We start from the raw sequence: 23,138 nt of genomic DNA, 5'->3' as shown, positions 1-23,138 counted from the left end.
TCAAGCTTTGCTCTCCGACTCGATACACATAACGCCGATGCACTCCGTCCGCCACTGGCTTCCCTCGCCTTTTCTGCGCTATTCCGCGGCTTTTCAAGTCATCGGCGGGTCCGCCGCGCTTCTTGCGCCCGAGGGATCGACGCTGCTCGTCGAGGCCCTCGCAGCCAATCACGCGATCGTATTCGGCGCGAGCTTTTGGCCTACCAGCCCGCTGCTCGGCCCGAACCTCACCCGACTCCCCGCCGAACGAGCGGAACGCAAGGAAATCGCACTGACCTTCGACGACGGCCCCGACATCGAAACCACGCCGAAAGTGCTCGATCTGTTGGATCGTTACCAAGCCAAAGCCAGCTTTTTTTGCATCGCCGCCAGAGCCGAAAAGTATCCGGAACTGGTTCGCGACATCGTATCGCGAGGCCATCGCATCGAAAATCACACATACCGCCATGCGCATACCTTCGCCTTGAGCGCCGTCGGCGGTTTCAAGGCGGAAATCGGGCGAGCGCAAGCGGCGTTAACAGCTCTCACGGGCGCCTCACCGCGCTACTTCCGGGCCCCCGTCGGCATGCGCAACCCGTGGCTGCAACCCGTGCTGAGCAGCTTGGATCTGACCTTGGTTTCATGGACACGCCGTGGCTACGATGCCGTGTTCGGCGACCCTCAAAAGATCGTGCGGCGTTTGTCCAAAAACCTCCGCGGCGGAGATATTTTGCTGCTGCACGATGGCTCTTCGGCCCGCGACCGGAACGGCCGCCCCGTCGTACTGGAAGCCTTGCCGAGATTGCTGGACGAAGTCGCTCGGCTGAACCTGATTCCCGTTCCGCTATGACGACTCCAAGCTTTAAAAAGCTGTTACCCACATAGAAGTTTCGGGATCGACGCTAACTTAATGTGAACGATTGTTGCCCTGAACGCGGATCCTTTGCACAATCGATCTGGGGGGATAAAGGATCGTCGGAACAGCGATTCGTGCTTAGCGTCCTCTTGGGATTTTCCGTCAACCAACAAAAAGAGAAAAAACAATGAGACTCAAACCCGTACTCGTCGCCTTATTCGTCGCCGCTTTCGTTCTCCTGGCCGGTTGCCGGACTTCTCCGGTATACAACGTCTACGACGCGCCGGTCATGGTGACGGGCAACAAGCCTTATACCGCCGAGGACGTCGAGAAAGCCATCATTCGGGCAGGTGCCGGACTCGGCTGGCAGGTCAGAAAAGTAAAGCCGGGACAGCTCATCGGAACGCTGTTCATCCGCTCCCATATGGCGGAAGTGGACATCACCTACAGCAAGGACAAATACAATATCCGCTACAAGAACAGCAACAACCTGAACTACGACGGCACCAAGATTCACAGCAATTACAACGGCTGGATTCAGAATTTCGATAATGCCATCAAGCGCGAGCTGTTGAGCATTTAAAAACGCGCAGTGATCGTCGATTTCGGCCATTTGGCCGAACAAACCGCCCGCCGCTATCGGGCGGCGGGCCGCTTCACCGAAGGATTCGTGCGCGGCAAGCTGCGGCACGATCCCGTGTACGCCTATCTCCTTTCCAATCCCGATTGGCTTCCCCGAAGCGGCGCGATTCTCGATCTCGGCTGCGGGAGAGGCATTCTCATGAGCCTATTGTCGGAAGCTCGGAGACTCGATCTGATTCCGCTGAGCAACGCGCAATTTTTCGGCATCGATCTGCGTCCGAACGACGTAGCCGCCGCCAGGCTGGCCTTGGGCGACGAGGCGGAAATCGCCGTCGCCGACGTGCGCTCGGCAGCCTTGCCCGCCTGCCGAGCGGCTGTCCTGCTGGACCTTCTGCTTTATCTCGCGGCGGACGAACAGGAGGCGCTGCTCGAGCGAATAGCGGACGTACTGCCCGATGGCGGTGCGCTGGTCATGCGGGAGGCGGATGCCGGTTCAGGCCTAAGTTTTCAAGCCACCCGAACCGCAGAGCGGCTGTGCGCGCTGGCGCGGGGCCATGTTCGGCAACGCTATCATTACCGCAGCGAGACGGAATGGAAAGGCTTGCTCGAAGCCTTGGGATTTTTCGTGGAGACCGTTCCGATGAGCGAAGGCACGCCGTTTGCCAACGTGCTTTTCATCGCCCGGCGCCGCAATCCGTCGCTTACGGCAGATTGACCAGCCGCGGCGGCTCCCACGCCGGATCGCGGTGCTCGGCGACAACCGTGGTGTAGATACCTCCACGTACATTGAAGCGGGCGGTCACGCGCATGAAGTTCGGAGCGCAGGCACTGACGAGATCATCGAGAATTCGATTGGTCACCGCTTCGTGGAACGCGCCCTCCTCGCGGAAAGACCAGATATAAAGCTTGAGCGATTTGAGCTCCACGCACGATCGGTTCGGCACGTACTCGATCAGAATGGTGGCGAAGTCCGGCTGGCCGGTTTTGGGGCACAAGCAGGTAAACTCCGGAATCTCGATGCGGATAGTGTAATTGCGGCCGGGTTGCGGATTATCGAAGGTTTCGAGGTCTTTGCTAGGTATTGATGGCATAGGAGAACGGTAAAGGATCTTCAGAAATGCGCGATGCGCAGTAGTGGCGGAACACAGACAGGACATAAACAAGTACGGAATGACGCCGTGACTTAGTCCGCTATAATAGCGCCCGGTTCCATTACAAACCAGACTAACGGACTTGCCCGCCATCGCGCCCACCATCATTTTCCTGCTGTCGTCTCGTACTGCAAAACTCATTTACACCCTCTGATGCGGCTGGACAAGATCAAACTCGCGGGCTTCAAGTCCTTCGTCGACCCCACGCCGATTCCGCTTCCCGGCAATCTGGTGGGCATCGTCGGACCGAACGGCTGCGGCAAATCGAACATCATCGACGCGGTGCGCTGGGTGATGGGCGAGAGCTCGGCCAAGCATCTCCGCGGCGACACCATGGCCGACGTGATCTTCAACGGGTCCAGCACCCGCAAGCCGGTGGGCATGGCCTCGGTGGAACTGATCTTCGACAACAGCGAAGGCAAGGCGCCGGGCGAATTCGCCAGATACCCGGAAATTTCCATCAAGCGCCAGGTCACGCGGGACGGGCAATCGACCTACCTCTTGAACGGCACCCGCTGCCGCCGCAAGGACATCACCGACCTGTTCCTCGGCACCGGGCTCGGCTCCCGCAGCTACGCCATCATCGAGCAAGGCACCATCTCCCGGCTGATCGAAGCCAAGCCCGACGAACTGCGGGAGATCATCGAGGAAGCGGCGGGCATTTCGAAGTACAAGGAAAGGCGTCACGAAACCGAACTCCGCATGGGTCACACCCAGGAAAACCTAGACCGGCTGCAGGATCTGCGCGACGAGGTGGCGAAACAACTGGACAATCTCCGGCGGCAGGCGAGAAAGGCCGAAAAGTACACGGGCCTCAAGCAGGAGGAGCGGCGCTACAGAGAGCAACTGCTCGCCATCCGCTGGCGCAAATACGACGAGCTCCTGCGCGATCATCAAAAGTCCCTGGCAACATCCGAACAGCTGTTCCGACAACTGGTCAGCGAAGGCAACGGCTTGAACGAAACGCTGGAGCAATATCGAGACCAGCACGAAGCGCTGCAACACCAACTCGGCGAGCATCAAGGCCGCTTTTACGAGCTGGGCTCCGAAGTCAGCCGGCTCGACCAGGCGATCAAGCACGCGCACAAGACGCGCGAAACCCTGCGTCAGGAACAAACCCGGCTCCAAGGGGAAAAAGAACAGGCGCTGCGCGACCTGGAAAACGATCGACACCAACTCGAAGCCGTGCGGGAAGAGCTCGCGTCAGTCGAGACCGACCTTGATCGGGGTTTGGCCGCCGAAATCGAAGCGGTCAAACACCGAGACGAATCGGACCGGGCGCTCAGAAACCTGCGCCAGGCCTTCGAATCGCTGAGCGGCGAAATCAACCGTTGCAAAGGCCAGGCTGAGCTTCAGAAATCGCGGCTCAAGCAACTGGAACAACAGGAGCGACAATTCCAGTCCCGGCGGGAGCGGCTGGAAACCGAGCGCGACGAGCTCGAAGACACGCTGCAAACCGAGGGCCTGGAAGCGCTGCAACAGGATCTGGCGGAACTCGAAGCCGAACGCGCGGCGCTGCACGAGCAGCTGCAAAGCCTGGTCGAACGAATTCAGCAGGAACGCCAGCGGGCCAAAGCCTGCCAGGACGAACTGAACGCCGGCCGTGCCGAAGTGCATGCCATACAGGGCCAGATCAGCTCGCTGGAAACGCTGCAACAGCACGCCATGGGCAAGGACCGCGCCGCAGTCAGGACATGGCTGGCCGAACGCGATCTCGATCGTGCCGGGCGCCTGGCCGAACACCTGGACGTGCGTTCCGGCTGGGAGACGGCGGTCGAAAGTGTCCTCGGCAGCCATCTCGAAGCCCTGTGCGTCGAGGGACCGGCCGTCTATTGGCCGCATCTGGACAAACTTCCCGGCGAGTCGCTGAGCTTCTTTGAAACCCACTCGCCGAATGGGGCTGCCACGCCGGCCGCAGAGAAACTCATCGGACAAGTGCAATCGCCCTGGGATCTCGGTCCGCTGCTCGGTGCCGTATATTGCGCGGAAAATCTTGCGGCAGCGAAAACCTTGAGCGAGCGGCTGGCGGACCACGAATCGGTGGTGACTCCGGACGGCATCCGCCTCGGCCGGGGCTGGCTGGCCGTCCACAAGCCGGAGGACGGAAAGGCCGGCATGATCAAGCGGGAGCGCGACCTGCGGGAACTCAAGACCCGGCGCGACAGCCTGCTCGAAAGAAGCCGGATACTGGAGCACGATCTCGCGCAAGCCGATCAAGCAGTGAAGGATGCGGAGCACGAGCGCGAGCGCCTGCAGTCTCAGGAGCGTACTTTGGGCGCCGATCAAACCCGTCTCAAGGCCGAGTTGAGCGCCGCCACGGCACGCTGCGAGCAGGCTGCGAAGCGTCTCCGGCAGCTCGAATACGAGCTGGACGATCTGGAAGAACACCAGTCTCAAATCGTCGAAGAAACCGCCGAGGCCAAGACTGCCTTGCTCGAGGCGGAAGAACGGCTTGCCGAGCTGGAACCGAAAACCGCGGATCATGCCGCCCGGCGGGAGGCGCTGGAAAATGTTCTCGGCAACGCCGATGCGTCCTTGAAAGCGGCGCGCGACCGGGTCCACGAACTCAAAACCCGTCTCGAAACCCTGAAGTCGGCTGAAGGTTTAACCCGAAAACACCTTGAGCGGGCCCAAAATCAGTACGACCAGTCCCTGGGACGGCTGGAAACCGTCAGCGCACAGATGAACGAAGCAGAAACACCGGTCGAGGACGAACAAGCCCGGTTGGAAGAACTGCTGGAGCAGCGCGTCGAGGTCGAGCGGACACTGTCGGATTTACGCAAGCGCGTCGGCGACCTGGAAGCCGAAATTCGCCGCGTCGACCAAGCTCGGGTCCGTAATCAGAGGGACTTGGACGGCCTCAAACAGCGCCTCGAACAGACCAAGCTGGAACTCCAGGCCAACGAAGTGCGCCGACAGACGGTGCAGGAGCAATTCGATGAACTGGGCGCGGAACCGGACGCGGTTTTAGCCGAATTGCCCGAGGACGCGGATGAAAAGATCTGGCAGAAGCGAGTCGCCGAACTGGGGGAAGAAATCATCAGGCTCGGCGCGGTCAATCTGACGGCGATGGAAGAATACCTGGCGCAAGAAGAACGCATGAAGTTTCTCGATCAGCAGCACCAGGATCTGATCGAATCGCTGACCACGTTGAGAGAAGCCATCGAGAAAATCGATCGGGAATGCCGAGCCCGCTTCAAAGAGACCTTCGACAAGGTGAATGCCGGCCTGCAACGCATGTTTCCCAAGCTGTTCGGCGGAGGCCAGGCATCCCTGGACCTCACCGAACGCGATTTGCTGGAATCCGGCGTCAGCATCATGGCGCGGCCGCCCGGCAAGCGGAACAGCTCGATCCACCTGCTATCGGGCGGCGAAAAAGCGCTCACGGCGGTAGCGCTGGTGTTCGCCATCTTCGAGCTCAACCCGGCGCCCTTCTGCCTGCTCGATGAAGTGGACGCTCCGCTGGACGACGCCAACGTCGGCCGTTTCAGCCAGTTGGTCAAAGAAATGTCCGAAAAGGTACAATTCCTGTTTATTTCGCATAACAAAGTGACGATGGAAATCGCCCAGCATCTGGCCGGCGTTACCATGAAAGAACCCGGCGTGTCCCGCATCGTCGCGGTCGATATCGACGCGGCGGTGGAAATGTCGGCGGTTTGAGTTCCTGTGCCGTGTGCGGGCCGGTTTTCCGCACGAGATAACTTGGCCGCCATTGGCGGCTTCCTTGTTTGCAGGCTGTCAAGTGCCTTTGAGGAAAGGAGATGGATAGAGATACCGTACGTTTGGTCCTGCTGGTGATCGGCGTCATCGTCATCGCCGGCATCTATGTCTGGGGACGCCACAAGCAAAAAGTCCTGGATTTTCTACAACGGCGCGGCGAGTTCGACGAACTGGATTTCGACCCTTCGATCGATAAGGAGTCGCCTGATTACGATGAGGAAGAATTCGAAAGCGTTCGCGTCCTGAATCGAAACGAGCGGCATTTTTCCGATAATGAATTCGATTTCGAAGACGAGGCGGAAGACGTGATCGAGGCGCCGCAGGAACCGCCGCGAACAACGCAGAGAGAAGCGGACAGAACCGCCGCTTTGGGCGCCCCGTTTCTGATACAACTCAGCGTGGTGGCGGGAGACGAGTTCGTTTTTGCGGGTGACGAACTCAAGAATGCTCTGTTGGACCTCGACCTGGTCCATGGCGAGATGGGCATCTTTCACCGTTATGACCGCGAATTCCGCAAACCTCTGTTCAGCGTGGCCAGCCTCGTGAAACCCGGCACCTTCCCCGTCGACGACATGGCGTCGTTCGAGTGCCCCGGCGTGGTCCTGTTCTTTCAACCCGCCACGGTCGACGATCCCTTGGGCGTGTTCGACGATTTGGTCAACACTTGCCATGAGCTGGCCGTTCGATTGGACGGGATCGAGTGGGACGACGCCCGCCGTCCGCTGACCGGGGAAAAAATCGCCCAGATGCGCAACCGCCTGGAAGAAGCTTACGAGTAGCCGTGAACGCGCCGGAAGAGATTAAACGTCGCGCGGACGAATTGCGCAAAGAAATCGAATTCCACAATCTGCGCTACTATCAGCTCGATTCGCCGCTGATTTCCGACGCCGAGTACGACCGCCTGATGCAGGAGCTCTTGGCGATCGAGCACCAGTATCCGGAACTTGCCACCCCCGATTCCCCAACACAGCGGGTCGGCGCTCCGCCGGTCGCAGCATTTGCCGCGGTACGCCACGAAATCCCCATGCTGTCGCTGGACAACGCCTTCAGCGACGAGGACGCCGAGGATTTCCATCGCCGCGTGAGCCAGCGGCTCGGACGCAACGACATCGGCTACTTGGTGGAACCCAAGCTCGACGGCCTCGCGGTCAGCCTCATCTACGACAAGGGCGTCCTGGTTTGCGGGGCCACGCGCGGCGACGGTCAGACCGGCGAAGACATCACTCACAATGTCCGCACGATCCGCGACATTCCGCTGCGGCTCAGGGACAGCGGCTGGCCGGAACGCTTCGAAGTGCGGGGCGAAGTGTTCATGCCGAAAAAGGGTTTTCTCGCCTTGAACGAGCGGGCGCGGCAAAACGGCGACAAGGTCTTCGTCAACCCGCGGAATGCCGCCGCCGGAAGCCTCCGCCAACTCGACCCAAAGATTACCGCCTCACGCCGCCTCTGCTTCTTTTCTTACGGCTATGGCATCTTTCCGAGCGACCAGCTGCCGGATACCCAGAAAGAGTTGATGGACCGGTTCAAGTCCTGGGGCATTCCCGTCAGTCCGGAACTACACGTGGTCCAAGGCATAGCCGGCTGTCTTGCTTACTATCGGGACCTCTTGGCCCGGCGGCACGATCTCCCCTACGAAATCGACGGCGTGGTTTACAAAGTGGACCGTCTGGCGGACCGGAGCGCATTAGGTTTCGTCGCTCGCGCGCCGCGTTGGGCCATCGCCCATAAATTCCCCGCGGAAGAAGCCACCACCAAAGTCATCGCCATTGAGGTTCAAGTGGGACGCACCGGCGCCCTGACCCCGGTGGCGCGGCTCGAACCCGTTTTCGTCGGCGGCGTCACCGTAACCAATGCGACGCTGCACAATGCGGATGAAGTGCACAGGCGGGATATTCGGGCCGGCGATACCGTCGTCGTCCGGCGCGCCGGCGACGTAATCCCGGAAGTGGTGAAAAGCCTGCCGGAACTCCGCCCGGCCGACGCCCCGGTCTTCCAAATGCCTAGCCACTGCCCCGTGTGCGGCGCGGAGGTGGAATTGGAGCCCGGCGAAGCCATCGCCCGTTGCAGCGGCGGCCTCTTTTGCCCCGCGCAGCACAAGGAATCCATCAAGCATTTCGCCTCGCGCCGCGCCATGGACATCGACGGCCTGGGCGACAAGCTGGTCGATCAGATTCTCGAAAACAAGCTGATCGAGACGGTCGCCGATCTCTACCGACTGACCGCGGAACAGCTGGCGGCACTGGAGCGCATGGGGCGAAAATCGGCGGAGAACCTGATCAATGCGCTGGAACGGAGCAAGCATACTACCCTGTCCCGCTTCCTTTTTGCGCTGGGCATTCGGGAAGTCGGCGAAGTCACGGCGCACACCTTGGCGGCTCACTTTCGCACCCTCGACAACATCGTGGCCGCGGACGAGGAAGAACTGCAGAATGTTCCCGACATAGGCCCTTCCGTGGCCCATCATATCCATACCTTCTTCCGGCAAGCGCACAATGTCGGGGTGGTCCGAGCTCTGCTCGATGCCGGGGTGCATTGGGAAGAAGTCGCGGAGGTAAAAACCGAGCAACCGCTCCAGGGCCGAACCTTCGTCATCACCGGCACGCTGTCCTCCATGAGTCGAGAGGAAGCAAAAGCCAGGCTTCAGGCTCTAGGCGGCAAGGTCACCGGTAGCGTGTCCAAGAACACCAGCTACGTGATAGCCGGAGCCGATCCCGGCTCGAAACTGGCTAAGGCCCAGGAACTCGGTGTCGAGGTATTGGACGAAGCGGCGTTTCTGGACTTGGTAGGAAATTAAGGACGTAGGCGGATCAGGTTTAACCGGTCCGCGAACGGTCGATTTTTGCTCGGTCCGCCGTGCGCCTTTCGATCAGAACTGAAAGTAGATCGCAAGAATGACGGCGATCAGCAGGCTGGCACAGATGGCCAGTCTTTGCCGGTTCGATATTCGGGTTTGATGTAGATTCAAGCGGTCCGACCTTAGCGCAATCCATTCGCGAAACAGGCTTACAGTCTTACGAAAAATGAACCAGCCGAGCAGCAGGAATAGGAAAAGCCCGGTCCAGGCCGTCAGGATCTGTGCTGTGCGTTGAGATACATGAAATGTCGCTTCGATCAGGTGCTCAAGGCCCAGTTCCAATACCTCGATCGCGTAATGCAATAACGATCCGATCCAACCCAGAACGACGTCGCCATAGAGCATTATGACGATAGAGCCGGCCATGAGCAGGACCATCCGTTCATCCATCTTGGCCTTTATCCAGAAAAGCAAATTATTCAGCTTCACTGAGAAGCGACCCATCATGCCTGATTGCCCTCCACGAATCAGCACCTTCGACCAGAGGATTTCGCGAATCGATTTGCAACCACAAAAAAAAGGTCGGCTGAGGAGGCTCGGGCCGACCCTATAAGTCTTCCTTCGCTAGTTCGTTGAGGTATTGAATCTAGCTACTGCCTTGAGGGGGACACGACGGCAGTGAAGTCATATTATAGTTTCGACTCGATATATTCAAGCATTTTTTAAAATAAGAAGAGCCCCGTTGAGGTCTTTTCATTATTAGCACTCATCGAGTTCCGTTCTCATGTCGACACCGCCAAGAATTCCATTCGCCATCCGGACATCGATCTGGGACTGTTTCATCTCGGCGGCACCCGGATTATGAGCATCCTGGTCACGATGGACGCTAAGGAGGGCATTGAAGCGATAAGAATCGTTAACCCTCGCGAGGCGATTCCTATCCACTACAACGATTACCGGGTTTTCAAATCACCGCTCGAAGACTTCAAGAAGGCCGTAACCGCCGCCGGTCTCGATGATCGGGTGAGATATCTGAGTCACGGCGAAACTTACCGCTTCGAGGTTCCGGATCGCCGACTTTCAGCCGGACCGCGCAGTTAAGGTTCAAGGACCGGGTTGCACCGCGCATGCGGCGAGGTGCCGTTGTCTCTTATGTGAGCTTTCCATGGCCATGAAGAGCCTCGGGCGGATGAGTCTCCCGCTCGCCATATTTCTTGGCCGCCTGACGGCAGAAAGCTTCGACAAAGGACTCGGTCACTTCCTTGAAAAAGCCGCCGAAGGCCATTCCCAGCAAGGCGTTGGCAAACTCGAAATCTAGGCGGAAAGTCGCCTCGCAACCGCCAGTCGCACTCGGCTCAAAACGCCAATGCCCGCGCAAGTGCTTGAACGGCCCTTCGACCAGATTCATCCGGATATGCCTGCTGTCCTCCATCGAATTTTCCGTCGTGAAGGAAAACTTGATCTTGCCTTTCGACAGCGTGATGGTAGCCCTGAGGGCATTCGGTGTTTTTGAATGCAGCTTTACATTGCTGCACAAAGGAAGGTAGCTGGGATAGGATTGAACGTCGTTCACCAAATCGTACATTTCTTTGGGCGTATAGTTGACGCAAACGCTCGTGCAAATAACCGCCATATCAAAACCTTAACTTGCTCATAATCTGCATTTACGGCGTCGGCCTAGCGACACGCACATTTGCGGCCGAACGCGAACAGCGCCGGGAAACTTCTTGACCACACCGTCTTATCGCTCATGCGTCTTTCACACGGCAAAGACGCCGGCTTTTTTATTTCGTCAGCCTAGAGACATTCTCCAAGTTTTCGCTCAGGCGCTTGATCTCTTCCTCGGCCCGTACCTGGTTGGTCACATCGTACTGAATCCCGAGATAATAAATCACCTTCCCGTCTCGATCGAAGAGCGGCGTGAGTGCGAGATGATTATAAAAGAGCTCGCCGTTCTTTCGATAATTGCGGAGCGTCACTTCAACCGGCTGAGCGTTCGCCAGCGCTTCGCGGATCTGGGTACGAGCGTCCTGATCTCTATCGTTTCCCTGTAAAAACCGGCAGTTTTTCCCCACTATCTCTCCCTGGTCATATCCCGTTATCTCTTCGAAGGCTTTATTGACATAAACGACGGGCATATCGTCCAAATCCGGGTCGGCCAGCGTTACGCCATTGACGCACGAATCAAGAATCTTAGCCAGCACCTGCGGGATCAGTCCCGGATCTTTTTCCACAATGAAGGCCATAATCGGTTCCTCCTAATTCTTCACTTCAATCTCTCGCTTCCGCTTATTGTTGATCGAAAAACCTCGCCAAATTCCTTTTGACTCACGAATGGCCCTCGATGAGGCCTTTTAGATTTTTCACCGTCTGCTCGGCACCATCCTGCACGGCGACTCGAATCAATTTCTCGAACGGACGCATGAACAGCTCGAGCTCCGATAACTCAAAGGTAAACGCGACCTGCGTGGATGGCGACTGCGTACTCTTTTGCTCGAAATCATAGACACAGCGGAAAGGGCTGGACACTCCGCTGAAGCAAAGCCGCTTGTTCGGTTGATAATCAGTCACCCTGAACGTGGATTCGGTCCGGTGCCCATGATCGACTCGAACCTGCCGCGCCAGAGTGCCAAGACGCATTGGCCCTTCCGACAAGGGTTTCAATTCGACGACTTCGGGTGACCACTTCGGGTAATTTTCGAAGAACTCGTCGCTTATAAAATGAAAAACTTCCTCTACGGGTTTGTTGATGACCGTGGTCGCCTTGGCTTTTACGGGCTGACTTGAGCCAAACATCATTTGCGCCTCCTGAATTTTCCGGCGTCATTATTGGACGCACCGATATCCCATATGAATCCAGTTCACCTGCTCACGCTTTGACAACAGCGCCGCAAATATACGCCTTGCCACCTTTCCTCCAGCCGGTCACAACACATAGGTATCGATGCCCGCAAGCAATAGATCGTATTGCGCTTCGACGATTTCTTTCACGACCGCTGCGGGAAATCCCCCGACCACATTGCGTTCCAACGCCACCCATCCCACGGAATCCTGAGGCCCCAGGCTGACCAGATAGCCCAGATCGCGATGCAGATACGGCTCCAGCAATTTGACGAGCCCCGAATGCCTGAGAATGTTTCGAGCGGCCAACTTACCTTTGCGCACGGCGGACTGAGCCGTCATGGCGTTCGATCCCAATGAGCGATAGTACGAGCAGTCGCCGGCGGTGAAAACCCGGTCCAAAATGTCTCCGTCCACAACGACTTGGCCGAAAAAATTGGCGTGCAAACGGATGTTGGCGCTCTTGCCGACGAAAAGCAGGCTCAGCTGGGAATCGAGTTCGGACAGCTCGCCCGTCTCAACCTCCTCGAGCACGACACGATCCGCCTCCTGAGCGCGGAAAAAACGACCTGTCACATGCTCGATTCCGAGGTCCGCCATTCGAGCCTCCGCATACTGCCCCAATTTCGCATTGAACTGCGTCAGCACCCTGTGCTCGGAGTCCACCAGACGAAGCCGACAGGGAATGCGGTGCTCCCGCACGAAATTGGCGATCTCGAACAGATACTGGATGCCGGTCGCACCGCCTCCGACCGCGGTAATCCACGGAGCGGAAGAGTTCGCAGCCGCCAAGTTCTCTTGCAGGACCTCCGGCCCCGGCTTTTCGATGAAATCGTCGAGATCGATCACTCGGCTAGGTTTCTCGAGCTTCTTGAAACCCGCTCCGGTGGCGATCAGAAGATAGTCGAACCCGATCTCCTCCTGCCCGACCGGTATGACCCGGTCGCTTTGCCACTGTTTCAACGCCGTATCGTCGAATCTCAGATCCGCCATGACATGGCGAAAATTGAACCGCTTCTCCAAGGCCGCGAAAGACACTTTGAAGTCCGTCAGAGGACGGCGAAAACTTTCGTGCAGATGGGTAATCTTAAGGTGATAAGGCCGGCGATCGATCAAGACGATCTCGGCGTCGGAACGGTATTCACGGATCGTAATCAGCGCCGACAGCCCTGAATAGCCGCCGCCTATGATGACGAGCTTGAGCGCTTCCTTACTGGGGAAATAAAATGGCAAAAACATATCCGTTCTCTTCTTGTTGTTTCTTCTTGTATGAACTTCCCATGGTCGACGGACTGATTTCCAGAAGCACGGTATCTTGGCCGCCTTGCCGGGGAAATTCCCGCTCTTCATAAGACTTGCCGGCCCGACAAAGATTCCCCTTTGTTCGGCTCCCCATTGCTCCGGCTATTCACGTCTTATTTGTGTAGACGCGTCGCTCGACCTATGAAAGCCCCCGGTTAGATCGTATTGTGTTACCCGGCATTTCCGAACTGTGACAAAAAGGAACTGATGTATGACCGACCAAGACACCAAATCCAAGCGTATTCTCGTGGTCGATGACAACACGGATGCCGTCGAAAGTTTGGCTTTATTACTGGAACTCGAAGGCCATGACGTCCGAACCGCACTCGATGGGCCGGCCGCTCTCGATTTGGCATCCGAATTTAGGCCCCAGGCCGTGCTGTTGGACATCGGCCTCCCGGGCATGGACGGCTACGAAGTAGCCCGCAGACTGCGTGAACGTCCGGAGACGCGCGAAGCGCTGATCATCGCCATAACCGGTTATGGCCAGCAAGAAGACCGAGCTCTCACCAAAGCCGCGGGGTTCGATCATCACCTGGTAAAGCCGGTCGATCCGGAAGAATTGGGCGCCCTGCTCGGATAGCCCTACCGAGATGTAGCCCACGCTCTCTCGTCAGAGACATCAAGAAAATATGTGTGCGTCATTTCAAACACCTGACTGCGTGATTTGCCGCAGTTTTACGGATGGCTTCGGAACCGAGCGCCAAGCAACCTTGCGCCGCGCAACGGGTTCGGCATGCTTGGCTCGATTTCTGCGTGATGCTCCGCCCATTTGACCGGCCTTTTACAAAAGCCTTGGCGATCTGCGAAAACACACACTTCAACATTTACCGAAGCAAAGAGTTTTTCTTTACTCGTGGAGCAAGAAGCAAGAAATGCATGCCGTAACTTTGACCATCGGCCTTTGCAGCCAAAGGACTTCGATAACGGCGGCCAAGTTCTTTAAGGAATCTCTGATTAAGTCCTTCGACAGGCTCAGGACGAACGGTAACGTATTGATTCCGTTCGTGATGAGCCTGCCGAAGGGCATGACCGGAATCCACTTGTTCAGAGCTTCCTTAATGTTTCACCGGCTGGTGTTGTTGCGGGCAGCGAAACCTTAAACATGGCTTTTCGTACGATGTCCCTCATCGCGACCGAGTTGAACGGTTACCCGGCGGAACCGGGTTACCGCATCGCCGGTCGAACCAGGGTTACGTGCAGATGGGGCGGCTAATTTGCGAACCGGGGGTTTGATTTCAAGCGTGTTGTCGATCGGACTCAAACGAAGAGCGATTCGGACGAGGTCTTTCTCCGGCGTCCGCAATCATCTGGCCTCGCTGTGTTTCTGGGCTTTGTCCGTGGCGGTCTTGTCCGGTTGCGCGTCCATAGGTTCGCGAACAAAGCCGATTTCGGACGGATTTGAACATTATCGCGGCATGGACATAAAGCTTCCGGTCTCGGCGGCTTTCGGCCCCGACCGACGGCTGTGGCGCGTCGTGCCCACCACCGACCGCGTCTACGTCGATTTTTCCAGCGATTACGGCAAAACCTTCAGTCCCCCGGTAGCAATCAACCCGGAGCGCGTGCCGATCAGGACGCAAAGCGAATACTGCCCGCAGATCGCCGTCGATCCCGCCGGCCGAATCTACGTCGCTTACCCGGCCTTCGGCTTGCAGCCTTGGACCACCTATTTGAGCATTTCCGAAGATCAGGGGCGGCATTTCACCGCGCCGGAGCCCTTGAGCGACATGGCTAGAACAGCCAACTCGTTTCAGGCCGTACTGGCGGTTGATCCCCGCGGCGATTTGCACGCGTTTTGGCACGACGAGCGCGAGGGCGTCGACGAAGCACGGGGCAACGACATCTTTCACACCGTCCTGGGCGCCAACGGAAAGCCCCTTCAATCCAATCAAAAAATCGTGGACGACGTTTGCAGTTGCTGCCGCCTCGCCGTCGATTTCGATACCGATGGGCGGCCGGTTTTGATCACCCGGTTCATTTATCCCGGCAACATCCGCGATCATGGCCTTCTAAAGCCCGAGGACGGCCGTGCCGAGTGGGCGGCGACACGAGCCACGAATGACGGCTGGAAAATCGAAGCGTGCCCGGTTCATGGACCGGCACTTTCCATAGGCCGGGACGGCCGCTACCACGTCGCATGGTTTACCCAGGGAACGAAACGCCAGGGCCTGTTTTACGCTTATTCCGACGATCGGGGCCGCAGCTTTTCAGAGCCCATGGCCTTGGGCGATCCCGACCGATTGCCGGGACATCCGGACGTCTTGGCCGCGGGCGATCGGGTGATTCTCGCCTGGAACGAGTTCGACGGCCGGAAGAATCGGGCGATGGTCAAACAGTCCAGGGATGGCGGAAAAACATGGTCCGAGGCAGTCGCAACGGTGGAATCGGACGCCGAAGTCGATTTTCCGTTCCTCTTGACCGACGGCCAAGCGATTTTTCTATCGTGGAATAGCCAAGACAAGGGTTACCGCCTGATCCGCATCGATTAATCGATCCGCTTTTATCCCTTCCGATTCTTATGAATACCCATATGAAAAAATTATTCGCTCTGCTTTGCCTGTTCCTGACGCTATTTTCAGCTCCGTCATTCGCCGAAAATCAAACGCAGCCATTCAGGGCCGGCAGTCTCAGCGATATCTTGAAAACCCGCCAGGGAAAACCTTTCATTCTCATGTTCTGGTCCCTGGACTGCGCCAGTTGCATGAAAGATTTGGACGCCCTGGCAGCCTCGATGAAAAAGCATCCGAAGCTGGATCTGGTGATGGTCTCCACCGACGAAGCCGAATTTGCCGGCGAAGTGAGTGATATGCTGGCGAAACACAAGCTGAAGCAGGTCGAATCGTGGATTTTCAGCGATTCCAATGCGCAGCGGCTGCGCTACGAGATCGACTCGTCCTGGTACGGCGAGCTGCCCCGCAGTTATTTCTACGATGCGGGCCATAACCGTCTGCCGGTCAGCGGCGCGATCACGACCGAACACATCGACGCCTGGGTCGCCGCGGTCAAGCCTTGAGGAATCTCTGAAAAAGCCTTCTCCCGCAAGGTGTCGCAAAAACCCCTCTCCCCTTGGGCAGAGCGAAGCGAGGGAGATGAGGCCGGTCGGGGTTAGCTCCCCGGTAATTGATCAGGGAAGCATTTGTGAAGGCCTATGTTTGCTCTCCCGGTTGCTATTAATCAGGCCCGTAAATACCCTCCTGGTATTTCGGGCCGCCGCCCAGGCCGGTACACGCCCGGCCTGGGCTCACGCCGTTTGTCGCCGCGCCGGGGCATCCCTGCCCCGGATTAACCCGGCCTATATTTATAGGCCGGGTTAATAGATTGGGCATCGATTCGCAACGGCCAATGGGAGTGAAACCTGATTTGCCGGGATTTGCTTCACTCTTCCAGCCCACATGGACTGCCCCTTTTCCCGTTGGAGACCAACGGCCGCCGAAGGCGGTCGGCTGGAACGACGAGTCGGGCATTGCAGCAAGCAGGGGGCGGGGCACTACTTTACGATTTGAGCGCTGAAAAGTATCCGGCCGGCCAGAAATGGCGCCATCGGCTTAAATAGAATGAGCAGAATGCGATCGATCTTTGCAAACAATTCAGATTGATCGGGGATAATTCTCGTAACCAGAAAGTTGAAGTGCTTCTCAAAACGCCGCGCCTGCAGAGGCTTGGTGATCTCGGCAAGGTCGCTTTCATTGAGTTTCCGTTCATCTTCCGTGATATAGGGCTTCTCGGGACCATAAATCAATCGTCGCATGCGCGGATACAAGAACGACTCAACAAGAGAGGAGCGGCGGACCTTCTCGGTTATAGAATGTGAATAAATCTCGTTCACAATGAACTGAGCCCCTGGCTTTGCCACGCGAACAATTTCGCTCATGGTTTCGGGGATGTTGACGTGGTGGAGGATATCTCTGCAAATCACATAGTCAAAACTGGCGTCCTTGTACCTCATTCGTTCAGCGGGCATTTCGTCGAAGGCGATCTCCAAGCCCTCGCGAGCGGCGAGGGTCCTCGCGATCTGGAGCACGTCCGGACTCAAGTCGAAAGCACTTACTTTTGCACCGAGTTTGGCGAGCCGTAGAGCGTCGTCTCCGAAGCCGCATCCTACAACCAGTACATCCTTGCCCTTGAGATCGCAACTCACAAGGTAGGCGTACATCTGCCAGTAGGCGTTCCACCATCGACGACCGGGGTTCAGAAGCACATCCCACGAAAACGGCTCGGCAAGAATCGCTCCGTGTTTCTTCGCATGTTCTCGATGATAGTCGAGCTCTCTCTGCTGCCGTTCCGTTAGCTCAGGTTTCATGTTCATGAGTTGTTCCTATAGTAATGCTCAACTGGAAATAACACCCTAAGCGGCACAAACCATTGCACCTTCGAGGTGGAAAATGTTAGTCATGTGCCTGTATTGATACAAGCGTAACCTTGATTGAGTGTTACAAGCCGATAAGTTGTCGGGTTTCATAAGAGTCTGAGAAGGGAGGAGTAAATAGGATGGAACGGCTACAGGAGGTCGTGAGGACGTGTAAGGGGCAGTGTAAAAATCTGGCTTTTGTCATCTGTTTCTGTTTAAGCGATTCCGGTCTCCACAGTGGGAATTGACCAAGCCTACTGAGCCGGAAGGACGAAGACAAAGACGAACAAGAAAATCCTGACTCCTTTTCCAACGACATTGGGCCAAGGGTGCAGTCCCTTGGATCAGGGCCGGCGGCCGGTTAAGCTTCCGTTCTTTGCTCAACGTATACTGCCGTCATGTTCAAGATTTTCGCCTATGGCACGCTCCAGGTTCCGGAGGTAATGCGAGCCGTCACCGGCAGTGTTTTCCCATCGCAACCGGCCCGGTTACATGGTTTTGCCCGCTATCGTATTCGCAACCGGGTCTATCCAGGACTTCGCAGAGAGACGGGCAGCTTTACCGACGGTGTACTCTACGAAGATGTCTCGGCACGCGCGCTTAAAGATCTGGACGCGTTCGAGGACGACTTTTATCGGCGCGAAACCCTGACCGTGGTCACCCGCACGGGGATTCAAGCCGATGCGGAAGTTTATATCGTTCCGCCCGCGCATTACCGGCTGCTCGTCCGGCGGAGCTGGAATCTGGAGGACTTCAAAGAAACGTGGCTCCGTGAATTTTTAACTCATTGCCGCCGTCTAAGTAATTAAACCAATCGTTTCACGCCGGTAGTTCCGGCCCGATAAGAACATGTGAACGGTAAGCTGCTGCAAGATCTGCTCTCGATACGACTCGCAATCGTCACAAGTCCCCGGATTACAAGGCGCTGAAACACGACCCGATTGCCGCGCCGGTATTCGGCGCGAAAACTTACCTACAAGAACTTTGCGCCTATGTCTTTGCCGATGAATTCCACGTTATTATTCTCCGTGCAACTTGTCCTATAGAAACAATTGCGGATGCTGGAGCCAAACGATGAATATCTCGACTGAAAATCGTAACGGCAGGACCATCCTCAGCCTAAAGGAAGAGCGCCTCGATGCGCACAACTCCGGCGAACTGAAGGATTACATCCTCAAGCTTTTGGAAGACGGTCACACGCGCTTGGTTATCGATTTGTCGGGCGTCCGTTTCATCGACAGCTCAGGCTTGGGCGCTTTGCTGTCCGGTTACAAGAACGCTTCCTTGCGTTCCGGCAGCTTCGTACTGGCGGGACTACAGCCGCGTGTACAATCCATGTTCGAGCTTACCCGCTTGCACCGGGTGTTCGATATCTATCCCAGCCTTGGGGAGGTACCGAGCAGCAACTAGCCAGGAGATTTCGATGGGCGGCGAAACCGACATTATCAACGTCGAAATTGTGGTCCCGAACCAAACTCGGTATTTGAGTTTAATCGGCAATATCGCCGAACAGGTGGCCAAGACTTTGGATGTCTACACCGGCGACCGCGATGCGCTTGCCTATCATCTCAACCTGGTTTTGACCGAGGCGATGGTCAACGCCATTCAGCATGCGGCACCGGGCGACGCGAACGAGACCGTTAGGGTGTGCATGCGCATAAGAGACAAGGATCTCCGGATTTATGTATACGACCATGGTCAGGGTTTCGATTTGAATGCCGTACCGCCTCCTAATCTCGATGCCTTGAACGAACGCGGCCGGGGCATTTTCTTTATGCGTACATTTATGGATTGGGTCAGCTACCGTAAGGCGGACAACGGCAACGTGTTGGAAATGTACAAGAGGCTGGCCTAGACCTCATCAATCGGCCGAACTCGGATGCGGCGAAACTCTAACCATCCCAGCCGAGAATACAACCGGCATTCCGATTCGGCAGGAGAAAAAGACTATGCCCTGGGAACGCAGCTTCAGAATTTTTCTCGACCAGGCCGCTCGGGAATTCCACCAAACCGCCCCCTCGTTTCCTTATGAGCAGGCTTTCTCCGCCGAATACCGCGCGCTCGTTCCTCCACAGTTGGCGACTCGTGACGCATTCAAGGTAGAACAAGTCATCCGAACCGGCCGGGAAGCCGTCGACCTGTGGGAACCCGACCGGCAACTCGGCGATCCGTTCCATCGCCTTCAGCTTTACGGGCTGCGCGAGCGGAGCCTGGACGAGATCATTCCGATCCTCCAGGACCTGAACTTACGGGTGGTCGATCAGGTTCAGTTCAGGGGCGAGATCGGATCGCAGCGCATCTATATCCGCAGCTTCTCGGTCAAGCCCGCCGCGGACGGTTTCGATTCCCTGATACCCGTCAAAGAGCCGTTGCTGGAGGCCTTCATGGCACTGCTGACGGCACGGGCGGACAACGATGCCCTCAACGGTTTGCTGCTGCTGACGGGGCTTTCGTGGAAGGAAATCGACGTCTTCCGCGCTTACCGAAACTACTATTTTCAGCTCGGCAGCCGTTTCGGCCGTTTCCGCTTTCATCAGGCGCTGCTCAACAATCCCAAAACGGCCCTGCTGCTTTTTCACTATTTCGAGAGCCGCTTCAAGCCCGACAGGCGCTGGATCGATCTCGCCCGGCGCGAGGACGAAGCCATGTTGCCGATCCGCATGGAACTGGGCTCGTCGCTGAACGAGGTGGAAGATTCGAACGAGGACCGCATCCTCCGCGATCTGTTCAACCTCATCGACGCCACGCTGCGGACCAACTTCTACCGGAGGATGGATCAGCCGGACCATTTCGTCGCCTTCAAAATCAGCAGCCTCGGGATCATCAACATGCCGGCGCCGAGGCCGTTGTTCGAAATCTACGTCCATTCGGCGCTGATGGAAGGCATACACCTGCGCGGGGCCAAGGTGGCTCGCGGCGGCATCCGATGGTCGGATCGGCCGGACGACTTCCGCAGCGAGATTCTCGATCTGATGCAAACTCAGATGATCAAGAATTCCTTGATCGTTCCGCACGGGGCCAAGGGCGGATTCATCGTCAAGCAGACGGCGCGGGATCCGGCCGATCGCGAGCGGCTGGTCCAGGAAGCGTATTCCACACTGATTCGCGGGCTCTTGGACTTGACCGACAATCTACAAGGCACCGTCGTGACGGCCCCCTCCGAGGTCGTGCCCCACGACGATGCCGATCCCTATCTCGTGGTCGCCGCGGACAAGGGGACGGCGCGGCTGTCGGATCGCGCCAATATCATCGCATCGGAGTACGGATTCTGGCTCGGAGACGCCTTCGCCAGCGGCGGCTCGCATGGTTATCACCACAAGAAGCTCGGCATTACCGCCCGCGGCGCCTGGGAGTGCGTGAAACGGCACTTCCGCGAATTGGGCCAGGATATCGACACCCGACCGTTTACGGTGATCGGCATCGGCAGCATGGACGGCGACGTGTTCGGCAACGGCATGCTGCTGTCCGACAGGATTTGCCTGCGCGCCGCCTTTAGCGCCAACCATATCTTCCTCGATCCGAGTCCCGACCCGGCGCAGTCCTATCGAGAGCGAAAGCGCCTGTTCGATCTTCCCTACTCCAGCTGGGACGATTACGACCGCGGCTTGATCTCGCCCGGCGGCGGCGTGTTCCGGCGCGATGCGAAGGACATTCCACTTTCTCCGGACGTCCGCGAGTGGCTCGGGGTGCACCACGTCACGGTCGACGGCGAAGAACTGATCCGGCTAATGCTGACTGCTCCGGTCGATCTGCTCTGGCTCGGCGGCATCGGAACCTACGTCAAAGCGAGCACCGAGACCAACGAGGACGTCGGCGACAAAGTCAACGACAGCACCCGCGTCGACGCCAACCAGGTCAAGGCGAAAGTCGTCGGCGAAGGGGCCAACCTCGGCTTCACCCAACTCGCCCGTGTCGAATACGCTCTGAGCGGAGGGCGCATCGATACCGACGCGGTCAATAACTCGGGCGGAGTAGATCTGTCCGATCACGAGGTCAATCTCAAGATCCTCATGAATCTTCTGCAACACAAAGGATTGATCGCCGACCGGGAGGAACGCGACCGATGGCTGGCGGAAGTCAAGGACGATGTTTGCCGTTCGGTCCTGGCCAACAATTATTGGCAAAGTCTCTGTCTCTCGCTGGACCACCAACGCTGCCTACAGGATGCGGAACCGTTCCTCGAAGCCGCCGCGCGCCTGATCAACGCTGGACTGCTCGACCCGGCGGTGGAGTCGTTTCCGTCCCGCAAGGACATCGCGGCACGCTCCCAACAAGCCTTGACCCGACCGGAACTCGCGGTATTGATGGCTTACGCCAAACTAGCCTTGAAGCGGGCTTTCTTCGATAACCCCGAGTTTCTGTCGGCATCCTGGGCCGGGGATTGCCTGGCCGGCTATTTTCCGGCCGCGGTACGGGAGCGTTTCGCCGAAGCGCTCGACGAACATTCGCTCGCCAAGGAAATCACCGCCACGGTGATCTGCAACACGCTCATCAACCAGGCCGGCGCGGGCTTTCTGGTTTGGGTCGACGAACTCGAGCCCTCTCTCCTCAATCAAGCCGTCAGGGCTTATCTCCTGTTCGACCGTGTACTCGACGGACGTACGTTGCGCTACAAGATCTGCGCTCTGGACGATCGAATCGCAGCCGCTCGGCAGCTCGAGCTTTTGCTGCGTTTGGAAAGCCTTCTGAACTCGTTCTGCCTGTGGGCGCTGCAAAAAGGCAAAGCGCTGCATCCGAGTCCCGAATCGGTAGCCCTGTGGCGCACGGACCTGGCACAGCATCTAGCTTATCTGGCGGAAAGTCTCGCAACGAGCGAGCTCCCGGATTACGAGCAGCGTATCTCGGATTCGGAAGCTTTGGGCTTCACTGTAGAAGAAGCCCGTCTCATGGCGCTCATGGAACGGCTGCACAACTTTCCGGCCTTGGTCGACTTGACCGCCCGCACGGGCGAGCCGCTTTCAAAGGTAGCCGAACTGAACGATGCGGTCGCCGACTATCTGGACTTAAGACGGCTGATTCCCCGGCTCGATGACGTAAAACCCCGCAACCGCTGGGAACGCCGGGTACAAACTGCATTACTGGAACGGCTGAAGTCCGGCTCGGTTCGCTTCAGCCTTGCCATGCTGCGCGCCGGATTACGCGATCCGGCCGCATTTTTCACCGGACCGCGTCTCCAACAACGCCTGGCGAAACTGCGCCGATTCGGACGGGAACTTAACGAATCTACGGAAGTCTCCCTGATTCCGTTCACTGCCCTGGTTACGGCGTTGGACGCCTTGCGGGAAGCCTGCGACGATCCCAGCGATTGACCGGACGCTCCAAGAGATTTCCCCTCGCCTTTGCGGGAGGATACAGTCGAAATCACGCGGCAAAATATGAATTTACTGGCCTTCGGGCGGGTCTTAGAGGTACACTATAGCCGCTTTTTTCAAGCTATCCGCCTGATCTAAAAGCCTTTACGGCAAAATCAATCCGCTCCGCCCCGGTAGCTCAGTAGGATAGAGCGTCCCCCTCCTAAGGGGAAGGTCGTACGTTCGAATCGTATCCGGGGCGCCAACCGAA

At 57.5% G+C, this 23,138-nt stretch carries 21 protein-coding genes and 1 tRNA gene; 15 read left to right on the top strand and 7 right to left on the bottom strand.

Annotated elements, in window-relative coordinates; all coding sequences use genetic code 11:
* Positions 1-37 precede the first annotated feature (37 nt).
* The 3 genes from B2A78_RS18245 to B2A78_RS18235 all read left to right on the top strand — a co-directional run bounded on the left by B2A78_RS18245 (position 38) and on the right by B2A78_RS18235 (position 2,132).
* Entirely contained in the window at positions 38-829 is a 792-nt protein-coding gene (locus tag B2A78_RS18245; protein ID WP_077731461.1) for a polysaccharide deacetylase family protein, read from the top strand.
* 193 nt (positions 830-1,022) lie between these two features.
* A complete protein-coding gene (locus B2A78_RS18240) occupies positions 1,023-1,418 on the top strand; it encodes a hypothetical protein (protein ID WP_077731460.1) in 396 nt (131 codons plus the stop codon).
* Positions 1,419-1,427: 9 nt separating this feature from the next.
* Positions 1,428-2,132, top strand: a complete 705-nt coding sequence (locus B2A78_RS18235; RefSeq protein WP_077731459.1) for a class I SAM-dependent methyltransferase — start codon at positions 1,428-1,430, stop codon at positions 2,130-2,132.
* Here B2A78_RS18235 and queF read toward each other — a convergent pair.
* Positions 2,119-2,508, bottom strand: coding sequence for a preQ(1) synthase (queF, locus tag B2A78_RS18230; RefSeq protein ID WP_077731487.1), 390 nt, complete (start codon positions 2,506-2,508; stop codon positions 2,119-2,121). The genes B2A78_RS18235 and queF overlap by 14 nt on opposite strands.
* A 213-nt stretch (positions 2,509-2,721) precedes the next feature.
* On the opposite strand from queF, the gene smc reads away from it, so the two are divergent.
* From smc to ligA, 3 genes are all read left to right on the top strand, one after another.
* A complete protein-coding gene (gene smc / locus B2A78_RS18225) occupies positions 2,722-6,228 on the top strand; it encodes a chromosome segregation protein SMC (RefSeq protein ID WP_077731458.1) in 3,507 nt (1,168 codons plus the stop codon).
* 101 nt (positions 6,229-6,329) lie between these two features.
* On the top strand, positions 6,330-7,067 hold the full coding sequence (locus B2A78_RS18220; RefSeq protein WP_077731457.1) for a cell division protein ZipA C-terminal FtsZ-binding domain-containing protein: 738 nt from the start codon (positions 6,330-6,332) through the stop codon (positions 7,065-7,067).
* A 2-nt stretch (positions 7,068-7,069) separates the two neighbouring features.
* Entirely contained in the window at positions 7,070-9,082 is a 2,013-nt protein-coding gene (gene ligA, locus B2A78_RS18215) for an NAD-dependent DNA ligase LigA (protein ID WP_077731456.1), read from the top strand.
* Between the two features lie 72 nt (positions 9,083-9,154).
* Here the strand turns inward: ligA and B2A78_RS18210 are convergent, their stop codons facing one another.
* A complete protein-coding gene (locus tag B2A78_RS18210; RefSeq protein ID WP_077731455.1) occupies positions 9,155-9,589 on the bottom strand; it encodes a hypothetical protein in 435 nt (144 codons plus the stop codon).
* A gap of 354 nt (positions 9,590-9,943) precedes the next feature.
* On the opposite strand from B2A78_RS18210, the gene B2A78_RS18205 reads away from it, so the two are divergent.
* Positions 9,944-10,183, top strand: coding sequence for a hypothetical protein (locus B2A78_RS18205; RefSeq protein ID WP_205780825.1), 240 nt, complete (start codon positions 9,944-9,946; stop codon positions 10,181-10,183).
* Between the two features lie 49 nt (positions 10,184-10,232).
* Here B2A78_RS18205 and B2A78_RS18200 read toward each other — a convergent pair whose 3' ends face one another.
* The 4 genes from B2A78_RS18200 to B2A78_RS18185 form a co-directional block, all read right to left on the bottom strand.
* On the bottom strand, positions 10,233-10,715 hold the full coding sequence (locus tag B2A78_RS18200) for a type II toxin-antitoxin system RatA family toxin (RefSeq protein WP_077731454.1): 483 nt from the start codon (positions 10,713-10,715) through the stop codon (positions 10,233-10,235).
* A gap of 151 nt (positions 10,716-10,866) precedes the next feature.
* Entirely contained in the window at positions 10,867-11,328 is a 462-nt protein-coding gene (locus B2A78_RS18195) for a PAS domain-containing protein (RefSeq protein WP_077731453.1), read from the bottom strand.
* Positions 11,329-11,410: 82 nt separating this feature from the next.
* Positions 11,411-11,881 carry an SRPBCC family protein gene (locus B2A78_RS18190; protein ID WP_205780824.1) on the bottom strand — a complete coding sequence of 157 codons (471 nt, stop codon included), beginning with the start codon at positions 11,879-11,881 and terminating at the stop codon, positions 11,411-11,413.
* A 126-nt stretch (positions 11,882-12,007) separates the two neighbouring features.
* Complete coding sequence (locus B2A78_RS18185) at positions 12,008-13,162, bottom strand: FAD-dependent oxidoreductase (RefSeq protein WP_077731452.1); 1,155 nt, start codon at positions 13,160-13,162, stop codon at positions 12,008-12,010.
* Positions 13,163-13,436: 274 nt separating this feature from the next.
* Between B2A78_RS18185 and B2A78_RS18180 the strand changes: the two genes are divergently transcribed.
* From B2A78_RS18180 to B2A78_RS18165, 3 genes are all read left to right on the top strand, one after another.
* Entirely contained in the window at positions 13,437-13,808 is a 372-nt protein-coding gene (locus tag B2A78_RS18180; protein WP_077731451.1) for a response regulator, read from the top strand.
* A gap of 835 nt (positions 13,809-14,643) precedes the next feature.
* On the top strand, positions 14,644-15,717 hold the full coding sequence (locus tag B2A78_RS18170; RefSeq protein WP_143735215.1) for a sialidase family protein: 1,074 nt from the start codon (positions 14,644-14,646) through the stop codon (positions 15,715-15,717).
* 41 nt (positions 15,718-15,758) lie between these two features.
* Positions 15,759-16,241, top strand: coding sequence for a redoxin domain-containing protein (locus B2A78_RS18165; protein WP_168175475.1), 483 nt, complete (start codon positions 15,759-15,761; stop codon positions 16,239-16,241).
* Positions 16,242-16,715: 474 nt separating this feature from the next.
* Here B2A78_RS18165 and B2A78_RS18160 read toward each other — a convergent pair whose 3' ends face one another.
* Complete coding sequence (locus B2A78_RS18160; protein WP_077731448.1) at positions 16,716-17,534, bottom strand: class I SAM-dependent methyltransferase; 819 nt, start codon at positions 17,532-17,534, stop codon at positions 16,716-16,718.
* 440 nt (positions 17,535-17,974) lie between these two features.
* Here B2A78_RS18160 and B2A78_RS18155 point away from each other — a divergent pair, with 440 nt between their 5' ends.
* The 5 genes from B2A78_RS18155 (at position 17,975) to B2A78_RS18135 (ending at position 23,132) form a co-directional block, all read left to right on the top strand.
* Positions 17,975-18,385, top strand: coding sequence for a gamma-glutamylcyclotransferase family protein (locus B2A78_RS18155; protein WP_077731447.1), 411 nt, complete (start codon positions 17,975-17,977; stop codon positions 18,383-18,385).
* Between the two features lie 265 nt (positions 18,386-18,650).
* Complete coding sequence (locus B2A78_RS18150) at positions 18,651-18,986, top strand: STAS domain-containing protein (RefSeq protein ID WP_077731446.1); 336 nt, start codon at positions 18,651-18,653, stop codon at positions 18,984-18,986.
* Between the two features lie 13 nt (positions 18,987-18,999).
* Positions 19,000-19,431 (top strand): ATP-binding protein, encoded by a 432-nt coding sequence (locus tag B2A78_RS18145; protein WP_077731445.1) that lies wholly within the window; start codon positions 19,000-19,002, stop codon positions 19,429-19,431.
* A gap of 94 nt (positions 19,432-19,525) precedes the next feature.
* On the top strand, positions 19,526-22,885 hold the full coding sequence (locus B2A78_RS18140; protein WP_077731444.1) for an NAD-glutamate dehydrogenase domain-containing protein: 3,360 nt from the start codon (positions 19,526-19,528) through the stop codon (positions 22,883-22,885).
* A 170-nt stretch (positions 22,886-23,055) separates the two neighbouring features.
* Positions 23,056-23,132 (top strand) — tRNA-Arg (locus B2A78_RS18135).
* Positions 23,133-23,138 lie beyond the last annotated feature (6 nt).

Source organism: Methylocaldum sp. 14B, assembly GCF_002005105.1.
In the GTDB taxonomy this organism is placed as follows: Bacteria; Pseudomonadota; Gammaproteobacteria; order Methylococcales; family Methylococcaceae; genus Methylocaldum.
The sequence above is the reverse complement of the archived record's forward strand: the minus strand, read 5'-3'. Positions and strand labels throughout refer to the sequence as shown.